Annotated in this window: 21 protein-coding genes, 1 pseudogene and 1 other annotated feature; of the genes and pseudogenes, 19 read left to right on the top strand and 3 right to left on the bottom strand. The window is 32.5% G+C overall.

The genetic code is table 11. The features are described from left to right. Positions 1–30 precede the first annotated feature (30 nt). The 18 genes from J2Z39_RS08260 to J2Z39_RS08175 all read left to right on the top strand — a co-directional run bounded on the left by J2Z39_RS08260 (position 31) and on the right by J2Z39_RS08175 (position 20,739). Positions 31–633 (top strand): DJ-1 family glyoxalase III, encoded by a 603-nt coding sequence (locus J2Z39_RS08260; protein WP_117521905.1) that lies wholly within the window; start codon positions 31–33, stop codon positions 631–633. Positions 634–641: 8 nt separating this feature from the next. Beyond that, positions 642–1,643, top strand: a complete 1,002-nt coding sequence (locus J2Z39_RS08255; protein WP_209814747.1) for an NAD-dependent epimerase/dehydratase family protein — start codon at positions 642–644, stop codon at positions 1,641–1,643. 216 nt (positions 1,644–1,859) lie between these two features. Further along, positions 1,860–3,062 carry a S41 family peptidase gene (locus J2Z39_RS08250; RefSeq protein ID WP_209814745.1) on the top strand — a complete coding sequence of 401 codons (1,203 nt, stop codon included), beginning with the start codon at positions 1,860–1,862 and terminating at the stop codon, positions 3,060–3,062. Between the two features lie 4 nt (positions 3,063–3,066). Continuing rightward, the gene (mgtE, locus tag J2Z39_RS08245) at positions 3,067–4,437 is read left to right on the top strand and encodes a magnesium transporter (RefSeq protein WP_209814744.1); all 1,371 of its coding nucleotides are present in this window, start codon (positions 3,067–3,069) and stop codon (positions 4,435–4,437) included. A gap of 11 nt (positions 4,438–4,448) precedes the next feature. Next, positions 4,449–5,810: a magnesium transporter gene (gene mgtE / locus J2Z39_RS08240; RefSeq protein WP_209814742.1), complete on the top strand. Its 1,362-nt coding sequence runs from the start codon at positions 4,449–4,451 to the stop codon at positions 5,808–5,810. A gap of 96 nt (positions 5,811–5,906) precedes the next feature. Next, positions 5,907–6,605 carry an acyl-[acyl-carrier-protein] thioesterase gene (locus J2Z39_RS08235; protein ID WP_209814740.1) on the top strand — a complete coding sequence of 233 codons (699 nt, stop codon included), beginning with the start codon at positions 5,907–5,909 and terminating at the stop codon, positions 6,603–6,605. Then, positions 6,598–7,239 (top strand): HDIG domain-containing metalloprotein, encoded by a 642-nt coding sequence (locus tag J2Z39_RS08230; RefSeq protein ID WP_209814738.1) that lies wholly within the window; start codon positions 6,598–6,600, stop codon positions 7,237–7,239. Before J2Z39_RS08235 ends, J2Z39_RS08230 begins: the two co-directional genes overlap by 8 nt. Before the next feature lie 185 nt (positions 7,240–7,424). Then, positions 7,425–7,656: a binding site (T-box leader), on the top strand. A 56-nt stretch (positions 7,657–7,712) separates the two neighbouring features. Further along, positions 7,713–8,921, top strand: coding sequence for a M20 metallopeptidase family protein (locus tag J2Z39_RS08225; protein ID WP_209814736.1), 1,209 nt, complete (start codon positions 7,713–7,715; stop codon positions 8,919–8,921). Further along, entirely contained in the window at positions 8,914–9,942 is a 1,029-nt protein-coding gene (locus J2Z39_RS08220) for a methionine ABC transporter ATP-binding protein (protein ID WP_209814734.1), read from the top strand. Before J2Z39_RS08225 ends, J2Z39_RS08220 begins: the two co-directional genes overlap by 8 nt. Next, on the top strand, positions 9,929–10,594 hold the full coding sequence (locus tag J2Z39_RS08215) for a methionine ABC transporter permease (RefSeq protein WP_117521896.1): 666 nt from the start codon (positions 9,929–9,931) through the stop codon (positions 10,592–10,594). Before J2Z39_RS08220 ends, J2Z39_RS08215 begins: the two co-directional genes overlap by 14 nt. A gap of 11 nt (positions 10,595–10,605) precedes the next feature. Continuing rightward, positions 10,606–11,463: a MetQ/NlpA family ABC transporter substrate-binding protein gene (locus tag J2Z39_RS08210; protein WP_101540364.1), complete on the top strand. Its 858-nt coding sequence runs from the start codon at positions 10,606–10,608 to the stop codon at positions 11,461–11,463. Positions 11,464–11,483: 20 nt separating this feature from the next. Beyond that, positions 11,484–12,362, top strand: coding sequence for a MetQ/NlpA family ABC transporter substrate-binding protein (locus J2Z39_RS08205; RefSeq protein ID WP_209814732.1), 879 nt, complete (start codon positions 11,484–11,486; stop codon positions 12,360–12,362). Positions 12,363–12,429: 67 nt separating this feature from the next. Beyond that, complete coding sequence (locus J2Z39_RS08200; protein WP_117521894.1) at positions 12,430–12,885, top strand: hypothetical protein; 456 nt, start codon at positions 12,430–12,432, stop codon at positions 12,883–12,885. 181 nt (positions 12,886–13,066) lie between these two features. Further along, entirely contained in the window at positions 13,067–13,549 is a 483-nt protein-coding gene (locus tag J2Z39_RS08195; protein ID WP_209814731.1) for a glutathione peroxidase, read from the top strand. Position 13,550: 1 nt separating this feature from the next. Beyond that, on the top strand, positions 13,551–14,036 hold the full coding sequence (locus J2Z39_RS08190) for a hypothetical protein (RefSeq protein ID WP_117521892.1): 486 nt from the start codon (positions 13,551–13,553) through the stop codon (positions 14,034–14,036). A gap of 249 nt (positions 14,037–14,285) precedes the next feature. Beyond that, entirely contained in the window at positions 14,286–17,399 is a 3,114-nt protein-coding gene (gene ileS, locus J2Z39_RS08185) for an isoleucine--tRNA ligase (protein WP_117521891.1), read from the top strand. A 154-nt stretch (positions 17,400–17,553) separates the two neighbouring features. Then, positions 17,554–19,479 (top strand): acyl-CoA dehydrogenase family protein, encoded by a 1,926-nt coding sequence (locus J2Z39_RS08180; RefSeq protein WP_117521890.1) that lies wholly within the window; start codon positions 17,554–17,556, stop codon positions 19,477–19,479. Between the two features lie 6 nt (positions 19,480–19,485). Then, a complete protein-coding gene (locus J2Z39_RS08175; protein WP_209814730.1) occupies positions 19,486–20,739 on the top strand; it encodes an FprA family A-type flavoprotein in 1,254 nt (417 codons plus the stop codon). A gap of 224 nt (positions 20,740–20,963) precedes the next feature. On the opposite strand, the pseudogene J2Z39_RS08725 reads toward J2Z39_RS08175, so the two are convergent. From J2Z39_RS08725 to J2Z39_RS08165, 3 genes and pseudogenes are all read right to left on the bottom strand, one after another. Then, a pseudogene (locus J2Z39_RS08725) lies at positions 20,964–22,048 on the bottom strand (IS256 family transposase); the annotation flags it as partial. Between the two features lie 101 nt (positions 22,049–22,149). After that, positions 22,150–22,269: an LDCC motif putative metal-binding protein gene (locus J2Z39_RS08645; RefSeq protein ID WP_281063119.1), complete on the bottom strand. Its 120-nt coding sequence runs from the start codon at positions 22,267–22,269 to the stop codon at positions 22,150–22,152. 93 nt (positions 22,270–22,362) lie between these two features. Beyond that, the gene (locus J2Z39_RS08165; RefSeq protein ID WP_342589598.1) at positions 22,363–22,521 is read right to left on the bottom strand and encodes a macro domain-containing protein; all 159 of its coding nucleotides are present in this window, start codon (positions 22,519–22,521) and stop codon (positions 22,363–22,365) included. 52 nt (positions 22,522–22,573) lie between these two features. Between J2Z39_RS08165 and J2Z39_RS08160 the strand changes: the two genes are divergently transcribed. Beyond that, positions 22,574–22,726 (top strand): YkvA family protein, encoded by a 153-nt coding sequence (locus tag J2Z39_RS08160; protein WP_245325759.1) that lies wholly within the window; start codon positions 22,574–22,576, stop codon positions 22,724–22,726. The last annotated feature ends 111 nt before the right edge of the window (positions 22,727–22,837 follow it).

Here is a 22,837-nt window from a genome sequence, read left to right as displayed (position 1 = left end):
GGGGTAAAAATACAATCGAGAGGAGTTAATATGAATAAAATTTTAGTATTTTTGGCTGATGGCTGTGAAGATGTAGAAACTTTAACTGTAATAGATTATTTAAGACGTGTAGATGTTATTGTAGATACAGTCGCTACAGAGGATGATATATATATCACAACAAAATCAAATGTTATTATAAAAGCTGATAAGATGCTTAATGATATAAATCTAGATGATTATCAAGGCCTTTATGTACCAGGAGGTACAAAAGGTGCAGAAAGTTTAAGGGATAATGATAAGGTCATAGATATTATAAAAGAGTTTAATGATGAAGGTAAAATCATTTCTGCTATATGTGCAGGTCCAATTGTATTAAATCGTGCAGGAGTATTGTCTAACAAAAAAGTGACTTCATTTCCAACTATAGAAGAAGATCTTGATAATATAGGTCAATACATTGATAACAAGATAGTAGTAACGGATGGAAACATTACAACAAGTAGAGGTGCTGCTGTTACTGTTTATTTTGCTATGAGACTTGTTGAAATCTTAGAGGGAGTATCTGCAGTAGATGATCTTAAAGAAGGTACTCAACAAATTGCTGTGGAAGATTATTATAATATAAGCTATGATTATATTAGCAGAGATTAGGAGATATTATGGAAAATTTAAATAAAATATTTGTCTTGGGCGGGGCAGGATTTTTAGGCTATCACACAATAAAAGAAGCTACAAATCGTGGATATTCTGTAAAAACTGTTGATATTGTAGAACTTCCAGAAAATTTACAATTTAAAGAGAAGGATAATGTAGAGTTTATTATACAAAATTTCTTTGACTTAAATGATGAAGAAATTATTAGTTTGATAAGTGGATGTGATGGCTTTGTATATGCAGGTGGTGTTGATGAGAGAATAGTACCACAAAAGCCTGCACGCAAGTTTTTTTATGAAAAAAATGTATTGCCAACTCAAAGGATTGCAAGACTTGCTAAAGAGTCTGGGGTGAAAAGTTTCGTGTTGTTAGGCTCATATACTGCAGAATTTGCAGAAAATAATATGGAACTAAGGGAATACTCTTATCAAAAAGAACCTTATGTAGAAACCAGACTACTTCAAGAAAAAGTAGCAATGTATGAAGGAGATGGAGCGATGAATGTTTCAGTCCTTAGACTTCCATATATTTTTGGAACCATGGAAGGTAAAATCCCTCTTTGGTCTATGTATGTAGATATGCTAAGAGGTCAAGAATTTATGCCAGTTACAACAGGTGGAGCTGCAACAATAAGTGCAAGCCAAGTTGGACAAGCAGCTATATCTGCTCTTGAAAATGGAGAACACAGGAGAACTTATCCGGTATCTACAGGATATATAAGCTATGAGGATTTTTATAAAAAAATTCTAGAAGAATTAGGTCAAGAAGAATCTACTGAACTTCAAGTAATGAGCTTTGATGAACTAGAAGAAGCTTATAAAGAAGATGAAAAATTAACAGATCAGGAAGGTGTTGAACACGGCATTAGACAAGTAAACATGCTTAGAGCAAACAGTATGGAATTTAGATTGCCAACTGAATTAGCATATGATGAACTTAGAGTAAGAGAAGAAGATACAGATAAGCTAATAAAAGAAACCCTAAATAGGGCAAATACACAAAAGTAAATATGCTTAAATAAAAAGAGGTTTGTTAAGATAGGGATAAAGTTTGTATTTCAGATTTTGTATCTCACTTCATACCCTCTTTTTTTATTATAAGATTTTAAATTGCTATAAATAATAGCTATTATATATATTTAAAACTGAGAAAAATTGTTGTATAGTTATATTATTATGACTCTGAAAATAAGGGTATGAATTATATGTATGATTGGAGGAATTATGAAAAAATTCGGGAAGTTTATACTTGCACTTTTGCTTATTGCAGGTGTAGGATTCACAGGTTTTTCCCTAGGTAGTAATATGAATATTTCATCTACTTCTAATAATAGAGATAAGGAACATATTGCTGAAATGGAAAACCTAAAAGCATTGCTAAAGCAAAATTATCTATTTGACTTTGACGATGATCAGATTTACGAAGGATCTCTTAAGGGAATGTTTGCAAATTTAGGTGATCCTTATACAGCATATTATACAAAAGATGAATTTAGCAGGTTGATGGAAACTTTGGATGGACGTTATCAAGGCATAGGAGTATCTGTCCAAGCCAGCAAAGAAGGATACATAAAGGCTGTTTCAGTATTTGATAATTCACCTGCAAAAGAAGCTGGAATAAAGCCAGGAGATTATATAACTAAGGTAAATGGTAAATCTTTTGGCCCAGATCAATTAGAAGAAGCAGTTGCTGAAATAAAGGGCGAACCTGGTAGTAGCGTCAAGCTTACTATTCTTAGAACGGAAGAAGATTCATCCAACTCTAAGGAATTTGATGTAGAGGTAAAAAGATCAGATGTTTCAGTTGATACTGTAGATGATGATATAGTAGAAATAGATGATAAGAAGATCGGATATATCCATATCAAGGCTTTTGATGATGTAACTTGGGATGACTTTTCGGAAAGTTTTAATAGACTTAAATCTGAAAATATTGATGGTTTAGTATTAGATGTTAGAAATAATCCAGGTGGAGCTTTAGATGTTGTAATAAACATAGCTGATAACTTTCTTGATGAAGGAGTTATAGTAAGTACAAAAGATAAAAAAGGAAATGTTGTTAAAGAAAAATCTGATGCAGATATGGATGATATTCCAATAGTACTTATCCAAAATGAAAATTCAGCTTCAGCTAGTGAAATTCTTGCAGGAGCATTAAAAGATAGAGAACGTGCAAAAATTGTTGGTACTCAATCTTTTGGTAAGGGTGTCGTACAAAAAGTTTTTACTCTAGATAATGGTGCTGGTGCAAAGATAACTATAAGTGAATATTTTACACCAAATGGCACAGAAATTAATAAGGTAGGTGTAACTCCAGATATAGAAGTTGAAGCTAATGAAGATCTTGACTTAAATAAATTAGATTTTAAACATGATGACCAATTTATAAGAGCTTTAGCTGAACTTCTTAATGAAATAAAATGGTGATACTATGTATAAGTACAAATCTAGTGAGCATAGGATTAGACAACTTAATTATCTCTTAGAAAAAAAGAGAATAGATGAGCTTACGGAACTTCTTAGGAGAACTAATCCAATCGATGTTGTAGAATGCATAGAAGATTTACCAGCAGAAGAAGCCTTGGTTATATTTAGGCTTCTTAAAAAAGAAGATGCTATAGAAGTATTTGCGGAGCTTGATCAAGAGGATAAGCAGAAGCTTCAAAGTGGTCTAAATGAAGATGAATTCAAACAAATCTTAGATGAACTTAATTTCGATGATATGATCGATACCCTTGAAGAAATGCCAGCTCAGATGGTTCAAAATATACTAGAAACTTCTGATAGCCAAACTCGAGATTTGGTAAATGAATACCTACAATTTCCAGAATATTCTGCAGGGACTTTGATGACTACAGAGTTTGTCGAGGTAAGTACAGATATGACTGTTGGTCAAACCTTAGAATATATAGAAAAAGTTGGGCATGACAAGGTAACTGTCTATACTTGCTATGTTACTGGTCCTAAAAAAGTACTATTAGGTTATGTTTCATTAAGAGTAATAGTTACAAGCGAGCCTGATGTAAAGATAAAAGATTTAATGTATGAGGATGTTATCACAGTAGAAACTACAGAAGATCAAGAAGATGTAGCTCATAAGTTTCAAAAATATGGATTTACAGCCTTACCAGTAGTGGATCATGCTAATAAGCTTGTAGGTATTATCACAGTAGATGATATAATGTGGATTATAGAACAAGAGGCAACAGAAGACTTCCAGCGTATAGCAGGTACCACACCTGAAGAATCAGATTATTCTAGAATGACAGCCTGGGATCTTGCAAAAAATAGGATTCCTTGGTTGATGTTTTTGATGATTTCAGGAGCATTTACATCTACTATATTAAAAAGATATGAAGATGTAATCCAAACTGTTATAGCTCTTAATATGTTTATACCAATGCTTACAGGATCTGGAGGTAATGCAGGCAGCCAGGCATCAACTCTTGTAATACGTGCAATGGCAACTCATGATATAGAGCCAAGAGATTGGGCTAAGGTAGTACTTAAAGAGATATCTGTAGGTCTTATTTGCGGGCTTGCTTTAGCTGTAGTAGCCTTTTTAAAAAGTTACTTATTTGATAAAGTTGCAATTAATGTTGCCTTTGTTGTAGCTTTAACTATTCTTGCCATAGTTGTAATGGCTAAGGCCATAGGTTCACTTTTACCTATAGTTGCTGAAAAATTTGGCGCAGATCCAGCAATAATGGCAAGTCCACTTATCACAACAATTGTAGATTCCCTAGGACTTATCGTTTACTTTAATATAGCTCAAGCGATTCTTCCAGGTATAACTATGTAGGAGGAGATAAGATGAGTAATTATAATTCAACAGAAGATAGAGTAAAAGAACTTTATCATCTATTAGAAAACAAAGAAACAAATGAATTATCTGAACTTCTACGTAGATCCAATGCTGCAGATATAGTAGAGTTTTTAGAAGAATTAACTCCAGAAGAAGCCCTAGTAGTATTTAGATTACTCAAAAAAGAAGACGCAGTAGAAGTATTCGCAAAGCTTGATTCTGATCAGAAAGAAAATTTTCAAAAAGGCCTAAATGAAAATGAATTCAAAGAACTATTGCATGAATTAAATTTTGATGATAAGGTAGATACACTAGAAGAAATGCCAGCAGCTATGGTTCAAAGGATTTTGCGTTCTTCTGATAGTGATACGAGAAAACTCGTAAATGAATACCTCAAATTTCCAGAATACTCTGCGGGAACTTTGATGACTCCAGAGTTTGTAGAAATTAAACCATATATGACTGTAAAAGAAGCTCTAGCTCATATAAAGAAAGTAGGTAATGATAGCGAGACAGTTTATACTTGCTATGTAACTAGTCCTACTAAAGAACTTTTAGGTTATGTTTCTTTAAGGTTAATAGTTACAAGTAGACCTGGTACACGTATAGAAGAATTGATGTATGAAGATGTAATAACAGTTTATACAACAGATGATCAAGAGGATGTAGCTCACAAATTTCAAAAATATGGATTTACAGCTCTTCCAGTAGTAGATATGACAAATAGGCTAGTAGGTATTATTACAGTAGATGATATAATGTGGATTATAGAACAAGAGGCAACAGAAGACTTCCAACGTATAGCAGGTACCACACCAGATGAGGAAGATTATTCAAAAAGAAGTCCATTCTCTCTTGCTAAAAATAGAATCCCTTGGCTGATGTTTCTCATGATATCAGCTACTTTTACATCAACGATTTTGCGTAGCTATGAGTATGTAGTTAAGGCAGTTATAGCTCTTAATATGTTTGTTCCGATGCTTACTGATTCAGGAGGAAACGCAGGAAGCCAAGCATCAACCTTGGTCATACGTGCAATGGCAACCCACGATATAGAACCAAGTGATTGGGCAAAGGTTGTGCTTAAAGAAATTACGGTAGGACTTATATGTGGTTTGGCCTTGGGAATAGTAGCCTTTCTAAAATGCTTTTTCTTTGATAAAGTAGCATTACAAGTTTCTCTTATAGTGGGACTTACTATTATATTTGTAGTAGTAATGGCAAAAACAGTAGGAGCGCTCTTACCAATAGTAGCTGAAAAACTAGGAGTAGACCCAGCAATAATGGCAAGCCCATTAATATCCACTATAGTTGACTCCTTATCACTAATAATTTATTTTAATATATCAAAATTAATACTTGGGGTTTAGAGAAAAAAATCACATCATGATTGGTGTGTTTTTTTTATACAATAATTATTAAATTTTTATAAAAATATAAATGATACTAACAAGAAAGAAGGAATTATGTCTTATACAAGAACTTTTAAAATACCCTACATGCTCTGTGATAGATATCAAAATTTATCCTTGAGAAATTTAGCTAATCTTTTGGCAGATACATCCTTAACTCATTCACATATATTAGAAAAAGATATTGATATGTCAAAATTCAGGTGGATAGTTTATTCTTGGGATATTGAAATTATAGATGTAATAAAGGAATTTGATGAAGTAGAAGTGACTACCAATGTTGTAGGTACACACAAATTCTATGCTCATAGAAATGTCTATATAAAAAGAGATGGAGAAATAATAGTTAAGGCCTATGGATTATTTTTATTAATAGATATAGAAAGAATGAGACCTGTAAAAATGAGCAAAGAACTTATAAAAGCTTATGGTAATGACCCGCTTATTTATGAAAAAGAAGATTTGACTTATGAAGATAGCTTTAATAAGCATAAAAATATAGAAATAAGGTATACTGATATAGACAGCAATTTTCATGTAAATAATGCTGTGTATTTTGATTATATATCTGATCTTTGTTCTTTAAGCACTAAGGACATAAAATTTATTAATATAGTTTATAAAAATGAAATCAGAAATAAAGAAATAATAATTGGCGAATATAGTGAAGATAACAAAGAGGTAGATTATAGGCTTAGATCTACAGAGGATAAAACTATATACACATATGGAAAGATAAGAAAAAATGTATAAAGATGGTTTTGGCAATATTCCAAATAAAGATAAAATAATAGCATATTTAGAAGAAGGGTATGAGAAAAGTCCTGGGAAGTGGGTTCTTCACTCATGGATAGTAGGGCAAACAGCAAAAAATATGGCGCCTGAACTAGGTCTTGATCCAGATGTAGCAATTGCCTGTGGTGCACTCCATGATATAGGAAAATCATATTATAAAAAAGATGCAGCTCATTTTTTAAAAGGCTATAAGATACTTAGGGCAGATTCTTATTTTTTTCCAGCAAGAATAGCTCTTACTCATAGTTTTCAAGTAACAAATGTTAATGCTTATGTGGGAGATTGGAATGTTTCTGATAAGGATAAGGTCTTTGTAGAAAATTTCCTTAAATATAATGAGTATAACGATTATGATTTATTAATTCAACTTTTAGATGGACTCATAAAAACTGAATTTCTAGGTATAGAAAAAAGGTGTGAAGGAGTAGCCCAAAATCATGGCAAGAATCAGTATTTTGAAATAAGAAAAAATCGTCTTTATGAACTAGAAGAATATTTTTCTAAAAAACTTTCAAAAAATATAAAAGACTATATGCCAAATCCAAGATGGTACAAATTTCCTTATAGGTATTTTAGAGAAAGTGGTATTTAGTCTTGCAAATACTATTTTAGCGAGTATATTATAAATGAATTTATTTTACCACCCTTGGAGGCTAACTAGCCTCCAATTTTTTTATACTTTTAAAAATGAAAGATATTCATTTATATTTATAAATTTCAAAAAATGTTTGACAAAGAATTTCTTTGGTGGTATTATATTTTCATCAAATAGTTTTACAAAACCATATGAAAAGAAGAGTAGTCTAGATGGATAATCTACAGAGAGCCCAGTATTGGTGAGATGGGTGACTAAAAGTTTAGATGAAGATGGCCTTTGATGGGGCAAGTCGATATTAGATTTGCACGGGACTTCCCGTTATAGAAGTAGAGTATGATAGTACTTGATGAGAGTATGTATGCGTGAGTATACATAAATTAAGGTGGTAACGCGAATAATATCGTCCTTAGATTCTAGAAATAGAATTTAAGGGCGTTTTTTTATTGACAAATTTAGAAAGGTAATTTATGGCAAGTAATGAAAAAATAAAAGAGAAAATAGACCAATACTTTGCTGATACTGTAAGTCGGAGAAATTACTTACACGAAAATCCTGAAGTAAGTGATAAAGAATATAAGACAGCAGAATATTTAAAAAAAGAATGTGAAAGGCTCGGTCTTTTAGTAGAAGATGCAAAAAATACTACTGGATTTACAGCATTGCTTGATACAGGAAAAACTGGTAATACTTTAGGAATTAGAACTGATATAGATGCACTTCCTATACTAGAAAGTGAGAACAATTTAAAAAATAAAAAGACTGTAGTTTCAAAAAATAAGGGAGTAAGTCATGCTTGTGGACATGATTCACATATGGCTACACTTTTAACAACAGCAAAGATTCTAACCGATTTTAAAGATGAACTAAGTGGAAAAATTTACTTTATCTTTGAAGAAGGTGAAGAAACTGGAGGTGGGATCGATGCAATGGTTGAGCACTTAAAAGATAAAGATTTAGATGCTTGCTATGGTAACCATCAATTACCATTTTTAGAAGTAGGACAAATAAAAGTCTTAAAAGGCCCATCTCATGCAGGATGTGCTGGAGTAGAATTTGATGTTATTGGTAAGGGAGGTCACGGTTCAAGACCAGATAAGTGCATCAATCCTCTTACAGCTACTGCAAATATTGTTACTGCTCTTACAACAGCTTGGGTTAACCAACTTGATGTAAGTAAGACAGTAACTTTTGGACTTGGCTCTATAAATGGTGGATCTGCTTCAAATGTTATTCCTGATAGATGTAATGTAAAAGGGACATTGAGATTTTTTGATGATAAAGCTGGGGAAGATGCTCTCGAAGTTTTAAAAGAGGTAGTAAATACTACTGCTAGGGCTCATAAATGCTATGTGGAATTTTCTGATTATACAAGAATAGTTGCTTATCCAACTATCAATGATCCAGATCTTGCGGAAAAAGTTATAACATCTCTTAATGATATTTATCCAACCTCCTTCTTAGATGGTAATCCCACTTATGGCTCAGAATCATTTTTTGGATATTCTAAACTTTGTCCATCAGTTTATACCAAGTTTGGAGTAAGAGATGAGAAAAATGGAATTTCAGCAGGATCTCATACACCGGAATTTGATATAAATCCAGAAGGGATCAAATACGCTGTAGGACTACAAGTAAAATTTGCACTAGACTTCCTAAAAGGAGCTTTTGATGATTGATTTAAAAAATATAATAGTAGACTTCGATGGCTTTAAGGCTGTAGACAATGTAAATCTAAAGGTAGAAAAAAATGATATATATGGAATAGTAGGATTTTCTGGAGCTGGGAAATCAACACTTGTCAGAACTATAAATCTTCTTCAAAGACCTACATCTGGTGAAGTCCTTATAAATGGAGAAAATATTTTAGATTTACCTAAGAAAGAACTTAGAGCAAGGAGAAAGAACATAGGAATGATCTTTCAACATTTTAATCTCTTAAATAATATTACAGTCCTAGATAATGTGATCTACCCTATAAGAAAATTAAAAATTCCTAAGGAAGAAAAGGTTAAAAAAGCTAAGGATCTTTTACAAGTAGTTGGTATAGGAGATAAAGCTGATAATTACCCAAGAGAATTATCAGGAGGACAACAACAAAGATGTGCTATAGCAAGAGCTTTAGCATCTGATCCAGAAATCTTACTTTGTGATGAAGCAACAAGTGCCCTAGATCCCAAAACTACTAAGCAAATATTAAAACTTTTAAAAGATCTTAATGCGAAGCTTGGTCTTACTATAGTTATCATTACTCATCAAATGGAAGTTGTAAAAGACCTATGTAATAAGTGTGCGGTAATGCAAGCAGGTAAGATCATAGAAGCAGGACCAACCATAGAAATTTTTGCAAAGCCTAAAGAACCATTAACTAGAGAATTTGTAGAAACTTCTACAAATGTAGCTGAAACTATAGAAGAAGTTAAGCAAAATATTGGAATTCTTAAGGATAATGAGTTACTTGTAAAGCTAAATTACATAGGAGCATCTACTACAGAACCTCTTATAAATGACCTTTATGATAAGTTTGGAGTAAAGACCAATGTACTTGCAGGAAATATAGAGTTTATAACAGGAATTCCAGTAGGAAATCTTATAGTAAGTCTTTCAGGAGATAGAGAAAATTTAGGTAAGATAGGAGATTATTTAGAAGAAAGAAATGTTGATGTAGAAGTTTTAGGAGGTAAAGATGGGATTTTTTGATTATTCCTACTCCATAAGAGATAGGATAGCCCAGAACTTTAAGACAACCTTATATATGTTATTTTTCTCAGCAATATTTGCAGGAATATTTGGTTTAATCCTTGGGGTAATAATGGTTGTTACTGACAGGAATAGGATTTTGGAAAATAAAGTTGTGTATAGCATACTTGATAAGCTGACAAATATTTTTAGATCTATTCCTTTTGTAATCTTAGTGGCTCTTGTAGCTCCTATTACAAAAAATATTGTTAATACTAGAATTGGCCCAAAGGCTGCTATAGTACCCCTAGTATTTTCTTGTGTACCATTTTTTGCAAGACAAGTTGAGCAGGCTTTAGCAGATGTAGATCCAGGTAAGATTGAAGCTGCAGAATCTATGGGAGCTTCTCCATTTCAGATTATAACTAGTGTTTATTTAAGAGAAGGACTTCCAAGTATAATAAGAGCTTCATCCATTACTCTCATATCACTTTTAAGTTTAACTGCTATGGCAGGACTTATAGGTGGTGGAGGAATAGGTGATTTAGCCATAGCTGTAGGTTATCAACGCTACAAAGACGACGTTGTAGTAGTAAGTGTTATTTTGATATTAGTAGTCGTATTTATTATTCAGGCCGTTGCAAATTTACTAATTAGAAAAACAAGTCATTAAGGAGGAAAGTAATGAACAAATTAGGAAAATTAACTTTAGGATTAGCTCTAGCATTAGGATTAAGCGCATGTGGATCAAATGATGCAAATGAAAGTACAAACAAAGGTACAGAAGATAAAGCTCAAACAGAAGTAAGTGATACAATTAAAATTGGTGTTGTAGGTGAAAAAAATGAAGTTTGGGATGAAGTTATCAAAAGATATGAAGAAGGAACAGGCAAAAAAGCGGAATTAGTTAAATTCTCTGATTATGCTCAACCAAATGAAGCACTTATAAGTGGAGACATAGATGTAAATAGCTATCAGCATTATAAATTTTTAAATGAATTCAATGATGAACAAGGCGAGGAAAAAGTAGTTTCAATTGGTGATACAATGCTTGCTCCATTAGGATTTTATTCAAATCAAATAAAAAGCTTAGATGATTTAAAAGATGGAGATAGGATAGCTATTTCAAATGACCCATCCAATGGCCCAAGAGCCTTATTCCTCTTACAAAGTGCAGGAATTATAAAAGTAAAGGGCGAACCAGGAGAATCAATTACCCTAGATGATATAACAGAAAATCCAAAGAACTTAGAATTTATAGAAATGGATCCAGCTCAAACGGCAAGAAGTTTAGATGATGTGGTAGCAGCTGCCATAAATGATAACTTCGCCTTAGATTCTGGTTTAAGTCCAAAAGAAGATGCTATTTATCTAGAAGATCCAGAAGATCCAGATGCTAAGATTTATGTAAATGTTATTGCTGCAAGAGCTGAAGATAAAGACAATGAAGCATACAAAGAACTTGTAAAATATTATCAAACAGATGAAACAAAAAAAGATTATGATAAATACACAAATGGTGCTTGGATAGCATCTTGGTAAAATAAATTTAGGAGAATAATTTGAAAAGAATAAGTAAAATAGGTCTAGGATTAGCCTTGATATTAGGACTTAGCTCATGTGGAGCAAATAATAATGAAACTAAACAGCCTGCAGAAAATAATGCAAAGACGGAAGAAGCTACAAGTACAGATCCACTAGAAGGTAAAGATGTTATTAAAGTAGGCGTTTGTGGTGAACATAACGAAGTTTGGGATGATATTATAGAAAGATATAATGCTGGTAATGATAGAAAATTAGAGTTAGTTAAATTCTCAGAATATAGAGAACCAAATGAAGCTTTAATAGCTGGAGACATTGATCTAAATGCTTTCCAACATAAGAAATTTTTGAAAGAATTTAATGAAGAAAGTGGTTCGGACGTAGTTTCTATAGGAGATACTATGATTGCTCCTCTTGGAATATATTCATCAAAAATAACCGATATTAAAGATTTAAAAGATGGAGCTAGAGTAGCAATTCCAGATGATCCATCAAATTCAGCAAGATCATTATTTTTGCTTCAAACTGCAGGTCTTATTAAAGTCAATGGTGAAAATGGAGACAATATAACAACAGATGATATAACAGAAAATCCACAAAACCTTGAAATTATAACCCTTGGATCATCTCAAACGGCAAGAAGTTTAGATGATGTAGACATAGCTTGTGTTAATTCAGGAATAGCAGTAGATGCGGATTTGATACCATCAGAAGATGCTCTCTTCTTAGAAGATCCTAAAGACCCTGATAAGCAAATCTACGTAAATGTTATAGCTACAACACAAGCTAACAAGGATAGCGCTATACTAAAAGACTTAGTAGATAATTATTATCATACAGATCAAACTAAAAAAATAGTAGACGAATCATCAAAAGGATCAGAATTTCCAGCTTGGTAGGATGAAACTTTTATCTTTCTCTCTTGGGTAAATATATAGTATAAAACTAAGCTAAGGAGAGAAGAAAATGAGATATAAAAGAAAAAGCAAAGAGTTGATATTTGTAGTAGTTGGGATCTTTCTTCTAGCAGGACTTTTATATAGTTTTTTTAAACAAAATTCTAACGGTATAGCAAAGATATTTGGGCCATATGAAATGACAGAGGTTTATAAATCTGAGCGAGCTTTTGGTAATGATTATTTTGATATTTATCAGTTAAAACTTAAAGATACTACTACGACTTTAGACGAAAAAAGCATAGGTAAAGACTATTACGAAAAGGTCAGAGGGTTCAAACAGATTATGGATACAGAAAGTTCTAATATAGAAAATTATAATCGATTACTAGAATCTATTAATTCTATAGAAAAAGCAGATGGAACAAAGTACTTCTATGAACAAAGTCAAAGAGAAGACCACAGGATAATATATATTTATAATTCTGTAAAAGATTTAGGTTATCTTTTTGATTTACAAATATAAGTGTAGATTGAGAGACTGTTGCAAAACTATGAATAATTATCGTTCCATAATTAGAAGGTTCTCCTAATGATTTTAGGACGATTTATTCATTCTGCAACAGTCACTTTTGTGTGTATTATGATATCTTTAAACGTTATAAATATAACGTATAATATTAGCAGAGTTAAACAAAGGAGTTTATATGACGACTATTTATGATTTTAAAGTAAAAGATACAGAAGGTAAGGAAGTTTCCCTTGATAAATATAGAGAAAAAGTCTTATTAATAGTAAATACAGCTACGGAATGTGGATTTACACCTCAGTATGATGGTCTTCAAAAGTTGTATGAAACTTATAAAGATCGTGGATTTGAAGTATTGGATTTTCCATGCAATCAATTTGGAGGACAAGCTCCAGGCACGAATGAAGAGATAGCTAATTTCTGCACAGCAAGATTTGGAACAACTTTTGATAGGTTTGATAAAATAGATGTAAATGGAGAAAATGAAGATCCTCTTTATACTTTCTTAAAAAATTCTCAAGGAGGCATTTTTGGGGATAAGATTAAATGGAATTTTACAAAGTTTTTAATAGATAGACAAGGTAATGTAGTAGAACGCTATTCTTCACAAAAGAAACCTGAAAATATAGCAAAAGATATAGAAGGATTATTAGATAAATAATATGGATCAATTAGTAAAACTGGCCAAGGATTCTATACAATATTACTTGGATAATAAAAAATATATAAATGATTATGATGATAGTTTTAAAAGTAATAATAATGGAGCTATAGTTATAGTAAATAGAGATGACAAAACAGAATTTAGTGGATCAATCTACCCTACTCGTTCTGATATAGGTCTGGATGTAATTCATGAAGCTGTAAACGTAGCTGTTTTTAATAATGGTATAGATTTAACAGATGGCAATGTGGATGAGCTAAATATAATGGTTTATGAAGTGACAAAAGTCAAGCAAATTCAATATATGGAAGAATTTGGAATGTATCACGGTTTGCTTTTAAAATACAATAATAACAGTGCTATGGTATTTAGAAACGACTACGAATCAGACTATCAAATGTTTGAGGATGCTATAGAAAAGGCAAATGTAGATAGTCACGATGTATTTACTTTAGAGAAATTTAAGATCATTAAACACATATAGCTTGACAATAGAAAACTAATAAGTATTATTTAATTAGAATATTATACAAATGTTATAAAGACCAGTAACTTTTATGGAAACTTTAGAGAGGCATGGTTGGTGAGATGTGCTAGTGAAAGTAAGAGTGAATATCATCTTTTAGTTTAGTAAGTGAAAAAAGTAGCTTATTACGAAAACCAATCGTTAAGAGTAACTATTGAAATAAGTGGATCGTCTGTATGGACGGTCCTTTTTTAGTAAGGAGAAGAAATGAGTGAGTTTAAGTCTTTAGATACTAATCAAACCCGTAAACGTGAAGGAGAGATAGAAAAGTATTGGCAAGAAATAGACCTACTGGACCAAACTTTTAAATCTCGTGAAGATGCTGAGGAATATATAATATATGATGGACCTCCAACAGCAAATGGTAAACCAGGCATTCATCACGTCATAGCTAGAACTTTAAAAGATATGACTAGTCGTTATAAGAATATGAAAGGTTATAAAGTTCTTAAAAAAGCTGGCTGGGATACACATGGTTTGCCAGTAGAAATAGAAGTAGAGAAAAAATTAGACTTCCATGATAAGAATGACATAGAAGATTATGGTATAGAAAAGTTTAACAAGTTATGTAAGGAGTCTGTATGGACTTATTCTGATATGTGGCGTGATATGTCAGATAGGATGGGATATTTATACGATATGGATCATCCATATATAACTATGGATAATGACTATGTAGAAACTGAATGGTATCTTCTAGATAATGCTTTTAAAAAAGGTCTAATCTATGAGGGAGCAAAGGTTATGCCATACTGTCCAAGATGTGGTACAGGACTTGCAAGCCATGAAGTTGCCCAAGGTTATCAGATGGATAAAACTATAACTCTTACAGTTAAGTTTAAGAAAAAAGATACAGAAAATGAATACTTCCTAGCATGGACAACTACACCATGGACACTTCCATCAAACGTTGCACTTTCAGTAAATCCAGAATTAGAATATGTGAAAATTTATGATAAAACTGATGATTGCTATTATTACATGGCAAAATCTCTTTCAGAAAGTCTAATGGAAGGTCACGAATATGAAGTAGTAGAAACTTTAAAGGGCTCTGAAATGGAATACATGAAATATGAGCAACTTTTACCATATGTAGATGTAGATTCTGATCATGCATTTATAATAACCTTAGCTGACTATGTTTCAGCAGAAGACGGCACAGGTATAGTTCACTCTGCACCAGCCTTTGGTGAGGATGACTATCAAATAGGTAGAAAATATGGTTTAGCCTTTGTACAGCCAGTTGATTTGGAAGGTAATTTTACAGAAACTCCTTGGAAAGGCCAATTTATTTTTGACACTAACGAAGACATTTGGCATCATTTAGTAAATGATGGCAAAGTATTCAAAAAACAAACTATAGAGCATAATTATCCACACTGTTGGAGATGTCATACACCACTTGTTTATTATGCAAAACCATCTTGGTATATAGAAATGAGCAAATTTTCAGATGAGATGGTAGAAAATAATAAAAATGTAAATTGGTTTCCTGCAACTATAGGTGAAAAGCGCTTTGGTAATTGGATAGCAAATGTAAAAGATTGGGCAATATCAAGAAGCCGTTACTGGGGTACACCACTTAACATTTGGAAATGTGATGATTGTGGGCACACACGTACAGTAGGATCTCGAAAAGAGCTAGCAGAACTTGCCACAGAGGATATAGATGAAAATATAGAACTACACAGACCATATGTAGATAATGTATCTATAAAATGTGAACATTGTGGTGGGACAATGCATAGAGTCCCAGATGTAATAGATGTTTGGTTCGATTCAGGAGCAATGCCTTTTGCACAGTTACATTATCCGTTTGAAAATAAAGATTTATTTGAAAATTACTACCCAGCTGATTTTATATGTGAAGGCATAGATCAAACTCGTGGATGGTTCTACTCATTAATGGCAATTTCTACTATAACTATGGGAAAAGCTCCATACAAAAATGTTCTTGTAAATGACCTAGTAGTAGATAAAGATGGACAAAAAATGAGTAAATCAAAGGGCAACACCCTAGATCCATTTGAACTTTTCGATAAGTATGGTGCAGATGCAGTTAGATTCTATTCTTTATATGTATCACCAGCTTGGATGCAAACGAAATTTGACGAACAAGGTCTAATAGAAGTTAAAAACAACTTCTTTAGAACTTATGAAAATGTATATAATTTCTTTAGTCTATATGCCAATACAGATAACTTAGAAGTAGAAGATTTAGTAAATATTGGTGATGTTAATTTAGAAAAGATAGATAAGTGGTTATATTCTAGACTTAATTCCCTAGTAAAAGACTATTATGAGCAAATGGAAATCTTTGAATATAACAAAGTAGTTCATATGATTTCTGATTTTGTAGTAGAGGATCTTTCAAATTGGTATATACGTCGTAATAGAAAGAGATTCTGGACTAGTGAACTTACAGAATCCAAAAAAGCTGTTTACAAGACGACTTATGATGCGCTAATTACTATAGCAAAATTAATAGCTCCTATAACACCATTTATAGCTGAAGAAGTTTACAGAAACTTAACTGGTGCAAAGACTGTCCATACAGAACTTCTTCCAGAAGCTAATGATTCTTTAATAGATACAAATCTAGAAGCTGATATGGATTTAGTTCGTAAGATTGTAAACTTAGGACGTGCTTCACGTGAAAAAGAGTCACTAAAGGTTCGCCAACCACTTGCAAAAATAATTGTAGATGGATCTTATGAACAAAGAATAGTAGGCCTAGTTCCTCTCATAAAAGAAGAGCTAAATATCAAGGAAGTTGAGTTTGCTGAAGACTTATCTGAATTTATGGATTATTTCTTAAAGCCAGATTTTAGAGTAGTAGGACGTATATTCCAATCCAAGGTAAATGACTTTGGTAAATACCTACAAAATGTAGATGCTAAAGATTTTGTATCAAGGACTGAAGCGGGCCCTGTTGAAATTGACCTAGATGGAGAAAAATATCAAGTTGAAAGAGATTACTTAGATGTAAGAATCTCTGCCAAAGAAGGTTTTGATGTAGAAATAGATGGCAATGTATTTGTTGTTTTAGATACAGAAATTACAGAAGATCTAAAAGACGAGGGCTATGCAAGAGAATTTATTTCAAAAATCCAAAATATGAGAAAAGATTCTGGATTTGAAGTAACAGATAGAATAGATATTGCTTATCAGTGTGATGATGATCTTAATAGGTCAATAGAAAAATTTGCAGATGAAATAAGATCAGAAACTTTAGCAGATACTTTAGAAAGAAAGAATGTAGATATAAATTCTATAGAACTTAATGATAAAAGTATAGCTGTAGAAGTAAAAAGAAAATAAAAAATTTCATAAATATTTTTAATAAAAAATTAAGACAGGATGGGTAATTTAGCCGTTTTCCTGTCTCTTTTTATCTATAGCAAAAAAGTAGGAATTGACAAAACGTTTTCAGCGAGTTATACTTAATTTAGATAGTAAATTTAAGGAGGTTTAAATGCTATTTAGAACTACAGACGAGCATGAAGCACTACGTAAAAAAGTTAGAGCTTTTGCTGAAGAGAAAGTAAAACCTATTGCTTTTGATCTTGATCAAAAAAATGAATTTCCAGATGACATTGTAAAAGAAATGGGCGAATTAGGATTTATGGGTGTACCATATCCAAAAGAATATGGTGGAGCCGGCTTAGATGCTATTTCTTATGCTATCACAGTAGAAGAATTATCTAGAGTTGATGGCGGAGTTGGAGTAATCTGTTCAGCTCATACATCATTAGGTTCTTGGCCAATCTTTGCTTATGGTACAGAAGAACAAAAGAAAAAATACCTAACTCCTCTTGCAAGTGGTAAAAAATTAGGCGGATTTGGTCTTACAGAAGAAAACGCAGGTTCAGATGCAGGTGGTACAGAAACTACAGCAGAGCTTGATGGAGATCATTACATACTCAACGGTAAAAAAATATTTATTACAAATGCACCAAAAGCTGATACTTATGTTGTATTTGCAGTAACAACACCGGGTATAGGAACGCATGGTATTTCAGCTTTCATAGTAGAAAAGGAATTCGAAGGATTTACCTTCTCTGATCACTATGATAAATTAGGTATAAGATCATCATCTACAGCTGAGCTACATTTTGACAACGTAAAAGTTCCTAAAGAAAACTTATTAGGTAAAGAAGGCCAAGGCTTTAAGATTGCCATGGAAACACTTGATGGTGGTAGAATTGGTATAGCAAGTCAAGCTTTAGGTATAGGTCAAGGAGCTTATGAATCAGCCCTAGCTTATGCTAAAGAACGTGAACAATTTGGTATGCCAATAGCCCACTTACAAAGAAATACATTTAAACTTGCTGATATGGCCACATATCTACATGGTGCAAGACTTATGATTTATCATGCGGCAGATCTAAAAACTCATCATGAAAGATACTCTGCGGAAGCTGCTATGGCTAAACAAGTTGCATCAGACTTAGCTATGCAAATAACAACAGAAGCTATCCAACTTTACGGTGGTTCAGGATTTATTAAGGGTGTTGATGTAGAAAGATTCTTTAGAGATGCAAAAATCACTCAAATCTATGAAGGAACCAACGAAATTATGAGAGTTGTAGTTGGAGCTAACACAGTAGGTCGTCCTCCCAGAGTTAAAACAGTTGGAGGAAAATCTAAACAAGGCCCAATCGCAGGAGTTAGAAAAGGCGAAATCTTTGAGGGAGATCCTAAAGAAGCTGTTAAGAATTTAGTAGCTGCTCTTAAAAAAGACGGATATGATTTTACAGTAGGCATCGACCCATGGACACCAGTTACAGAAGCTGAAAGAATAGTAGTAGCAGGTCGTGGTATAGGTGAAAAAGAGAATATGAAACTTATAGAAGACTTAGCTTACCAAGCAGGTGCGGCTATATCATCATCTAGACCAGTTGCAGAAACTCTTAAATATGTACCACTTGATAGATACGTAGGAATGAGTGGACAAAACTTCAAAAACAACTTATATATCGGTGTAGGAGTATCAGGAGCAGGACAACACTTAAAAGGTATCCGTGATGCATCTACAATAGTTGCAATTAATAACAGCAAAAACGCTCCAATATTTGCAAATGCAGACTATGGTATAGTTGGAGACTTTAAAGAAGTATTACCATTATTAATAAAGGAATTAGACAATGGTGAAGAAAAGAAACCAGCTCCACCAATGAAAAAAGTTAAGAGAAGTAAACCTCGTAAGATGGCTCCAAAAGAAGATCTATATGTAGATTTAGGTTCAGGTTATGAATATGACCCAGAAGTAGGAGATCCAACTCAAGGTGTAGAACCAGGTACACCATTTGATAAGTTACCAGATAGCTGGGTTTCTCCAGTATCAGGTGAAGCAAAAGAAGAATTCATTAAAGTTGAATTCCCAGAGGATAGAAAGTAGGCAAGTATGTATACAGTTAGAAAAGTAACAGATGACTTATATTATGTAGGTGGGGATGATAGAAGACTAGCCCTATTTGAAAATATTTTTCCTATTCCAGAAGGAGTTTCCTACAATTCCTACTTACTAATGGATGAAAAAACAGTTTTAGTAGATGCAGTAGACTGGGCAATTACACGTGAATACATGTTAAATGTTGACCGTGTACTAGATGGACGTGACCTAGATTATCTTATAGTAAATCACATGGAGCCAGACCACTGCTCATCAATCGAGCTTATGCTACAAAAATATCCAAATCTTAAAATTATCTCAAGTGAAAAAGCTATTCTTTTCATGAGACAATTTGGATATCACGTAGATGATAGATATATCGAAGTAAAAGAAGGCGATACAATGAACTTTGGTAAGCATACCTTAGCTTTCGTAGAAGCACCAATGGTTCACTGGCCAGAAGTACTAATGACTTATGATACAACTGATGGAGTATTATTCTCAGCAGATGCCTTTGGTTCATTTATAGCAAATAATGGTAGATTATTTGCAGATGAAGTAGACTGGGATCGTGACTATCTAGATGAAGCACGTCGTTATTACACAAATATAGTTGGAAAATACGGAACATTTGTACAAAAAGCTCTTGAAAAGGCAGGAGGGCTAGACATTAAATACATTTGTCCACTTCACGGACTTGTATGGAGAGATGATTTTGGATATATCTTAGATAAATATACACATTGGTCAACCTATGAACCAGAAGAAGATGGTGTACTTATAGTATATGCATCTATGTATGGTAATACAGAATTTGCAGCTCAAGCTCTAGCCGCAAAACTTTGTGAAGCAGGTATTACAAATATCAGCCTAAGAGATGTATCAAATACTCACGTTTCAGTTCTAATAGCAGAAGCCTTCAAATATTCAAATATAGTACTTGCATCAGTAACATACAACTTAGGTGTGTACCCACTAATGCAAAATTTTATAGAAGATATGAAAGCCTTAAACGTTCAAAATAGAGCTGTATCTATTATAGATAATGGTTCATGGGCTCCACAAGCAGGAGAAAAAATGGAAAAATATCTAGATGAAGAAATGAAACTCATGGATGTTCTTCCAGAGCAATTAAACATGGTAAGCTCATTAAAAGCAATGAAAGAACCAGATATGGATGCTATAGTAGAAGGAATCCAAGATTCTATTAAAAAACGTAAAGAAGAAAAAGAAAAATCTAAATCTCAAAATAAAAGTAAAAAATAAGTGATTATCAAAAAAACTGGCGCAAAGGCTCATTGAATTAGGGATTTTAGAAAACTGATTTAGAGAGTCTTTAGGTGGCAAGCAGAAAGGCGCTATGAGTTTAATGCTCATAGCCGTTTTTGCGGGTCTTTAAATAATTTTGTGTATCAACCTAAATCCTGAGTAAGGGTAAGGGTTGATACATTTTTTATGTATCAATATTTGTCCATTCCTATAGGAATGGAGCTTTTTTGTAGAGCATAGTCATTTGGAAATATGGTTTTATTTTTGGTCACTTTTCTTAATTGCCTATTGAAGTTTTCCATAGCATTTGTTGTATATATCAGTTTTCTTATTCCTTCTGGATATTTAAAATATGTCGATAATTCTGTCCAGTTGTTTTTCCAAGAGCTTACACCCATTGGATGTTTTTACCCCATCTTTCTTCAAAGACTCCTAAATTTGTTAAGGCTAAGTATTCTGTTGGTGCCTTGTATACTGCTTTTAGGTCTTTCATTAATTCTTTTATGTTTTTGTAGGATACATACTTTGTGGAGTTTCTTATTTGATGTATTATACATGATTTTCCCAACGCTTTTTGGATGTATTTCTGCTCTTGGATATTCTGCTTCTATAGCCTCACTAAATCCTGGTAGATTGTCTGTTGAGAATATTAATACATCTTCTAGTCTTCTTTCTTTTAGACCATTTAATACTAAAAGCCAGTATTTGCTTGATTCGTTTTCTCCAACCCATAGTCCTAGTATTTCTTTAAATCCTTCTAGGTTATAGCCTAGGGCAATGTAGACTGCTTTTTTGACTACTATATTGTTTTCTCTTACATGGTAGTGTATAGCGTCTAAAAAGACCATTGGATAGATTTTTTCTATTGGTCTATTTTGCCAGGGCCTGCCCCAGCCAATAATATCCAACGAATGAAATGAGTTGATGATATTATTAGGCAAGGGTATTCCTTTGCCATACATTGATATTATTTGATTTTCTATGTTTGATATGTCTTTTTCATATTTCTTTAATGATTGTGGTTCAAATGTTCCTTCTCTATCTCTTGATATGTTTAAATCTATATTTCCATATGATGATCTAACTGTTTTTTACTAGTACCATTTCTTGTATTTAATGATAGTGGTTTTTCTCCATATTCATAGTCTAAATGCTCATCTAATTCTGCTTTTAAAAGTTCTTCCATTGTATCGCCTAAAAGATCTTTTAGTGCTTCTTGAATATCTTGTGAACTTTTAGGCTGATATTCTTCAATTAACATTTTTGCTATTTTGCTTCTTTTTATCTCTGGTCTTTTTCTTGGCATAAAAATTCCTCCTGATTAGTTTTCACTTACCCTAATCAGGAGGTTTCTATACACAAAATTTTACACAGTCTCCGCCATGGTCATTTTTTTCTTTATTTATATTATCTTTTGTTCATTGAACAACAATCTAATTTTTCATTTCCAAAAGATTTTTTATTTTCTTCTGCTAGATTTTTCAAGAATTTTTCCCATCTATTTTTTATTGATTCAAAGATTTTCATATTTTACCTCCTAGGGTAATTATTTGTAAATTTTCTACAATAATATTTATACCAGAAAAAATTATTTTTTTCAATTTTTTATCTCCCTTTTTCCTATCCCATAATTAAAGACAGGATATCTTTTACAAAAGTGGAAAGATAAACTTCCATTTCATTATCTTTTAAAAATTCATCGATTGTTCTTTTTGCTACAAAAAACGCATCTTTTTCTGGAAATCCATAAATACCTGCAGAAATTAAAGAAAAGGCTATAGATTTTATTCCCTTTTCCTTTGAAAGCTTTAGAGAATTTCTATAAGCAGTAATGCCTGCCGATTTGATAAATGATATGATTCCTTTTTTAGGAATTTTGGATGATGCAATCGTCCTTCCATTTCTAATTTATATAACAAGCAAAATGATCACAGATTCGGTTATGGATAAGGAAAAAATTGAATATGTAGAAGAAAATAAATAAAAGGGAGCTAAGTCGCCAGTTTTTAGTACCATAAATAGTGTAAGAAAGAAATTATTTCTATCTTGCACTATTTTTGTATAATTAAGAAGTAGTATGACGAGTCAGTTTTAG

It is taken from the genome of Anaerococcus nagyae (assembly GCF_017874535.1).
Classification (GTDB): Bacteria; Bacillota; Clostridia; order Tissierellales; family Peptoniphilaceae; genus Anaerococcus; species Anaerococcus nagyae.
Note: the sequence above shows the minus strand (reverse complement) of the source record. Positions and strands in the feature narration are given on the sequence as shown.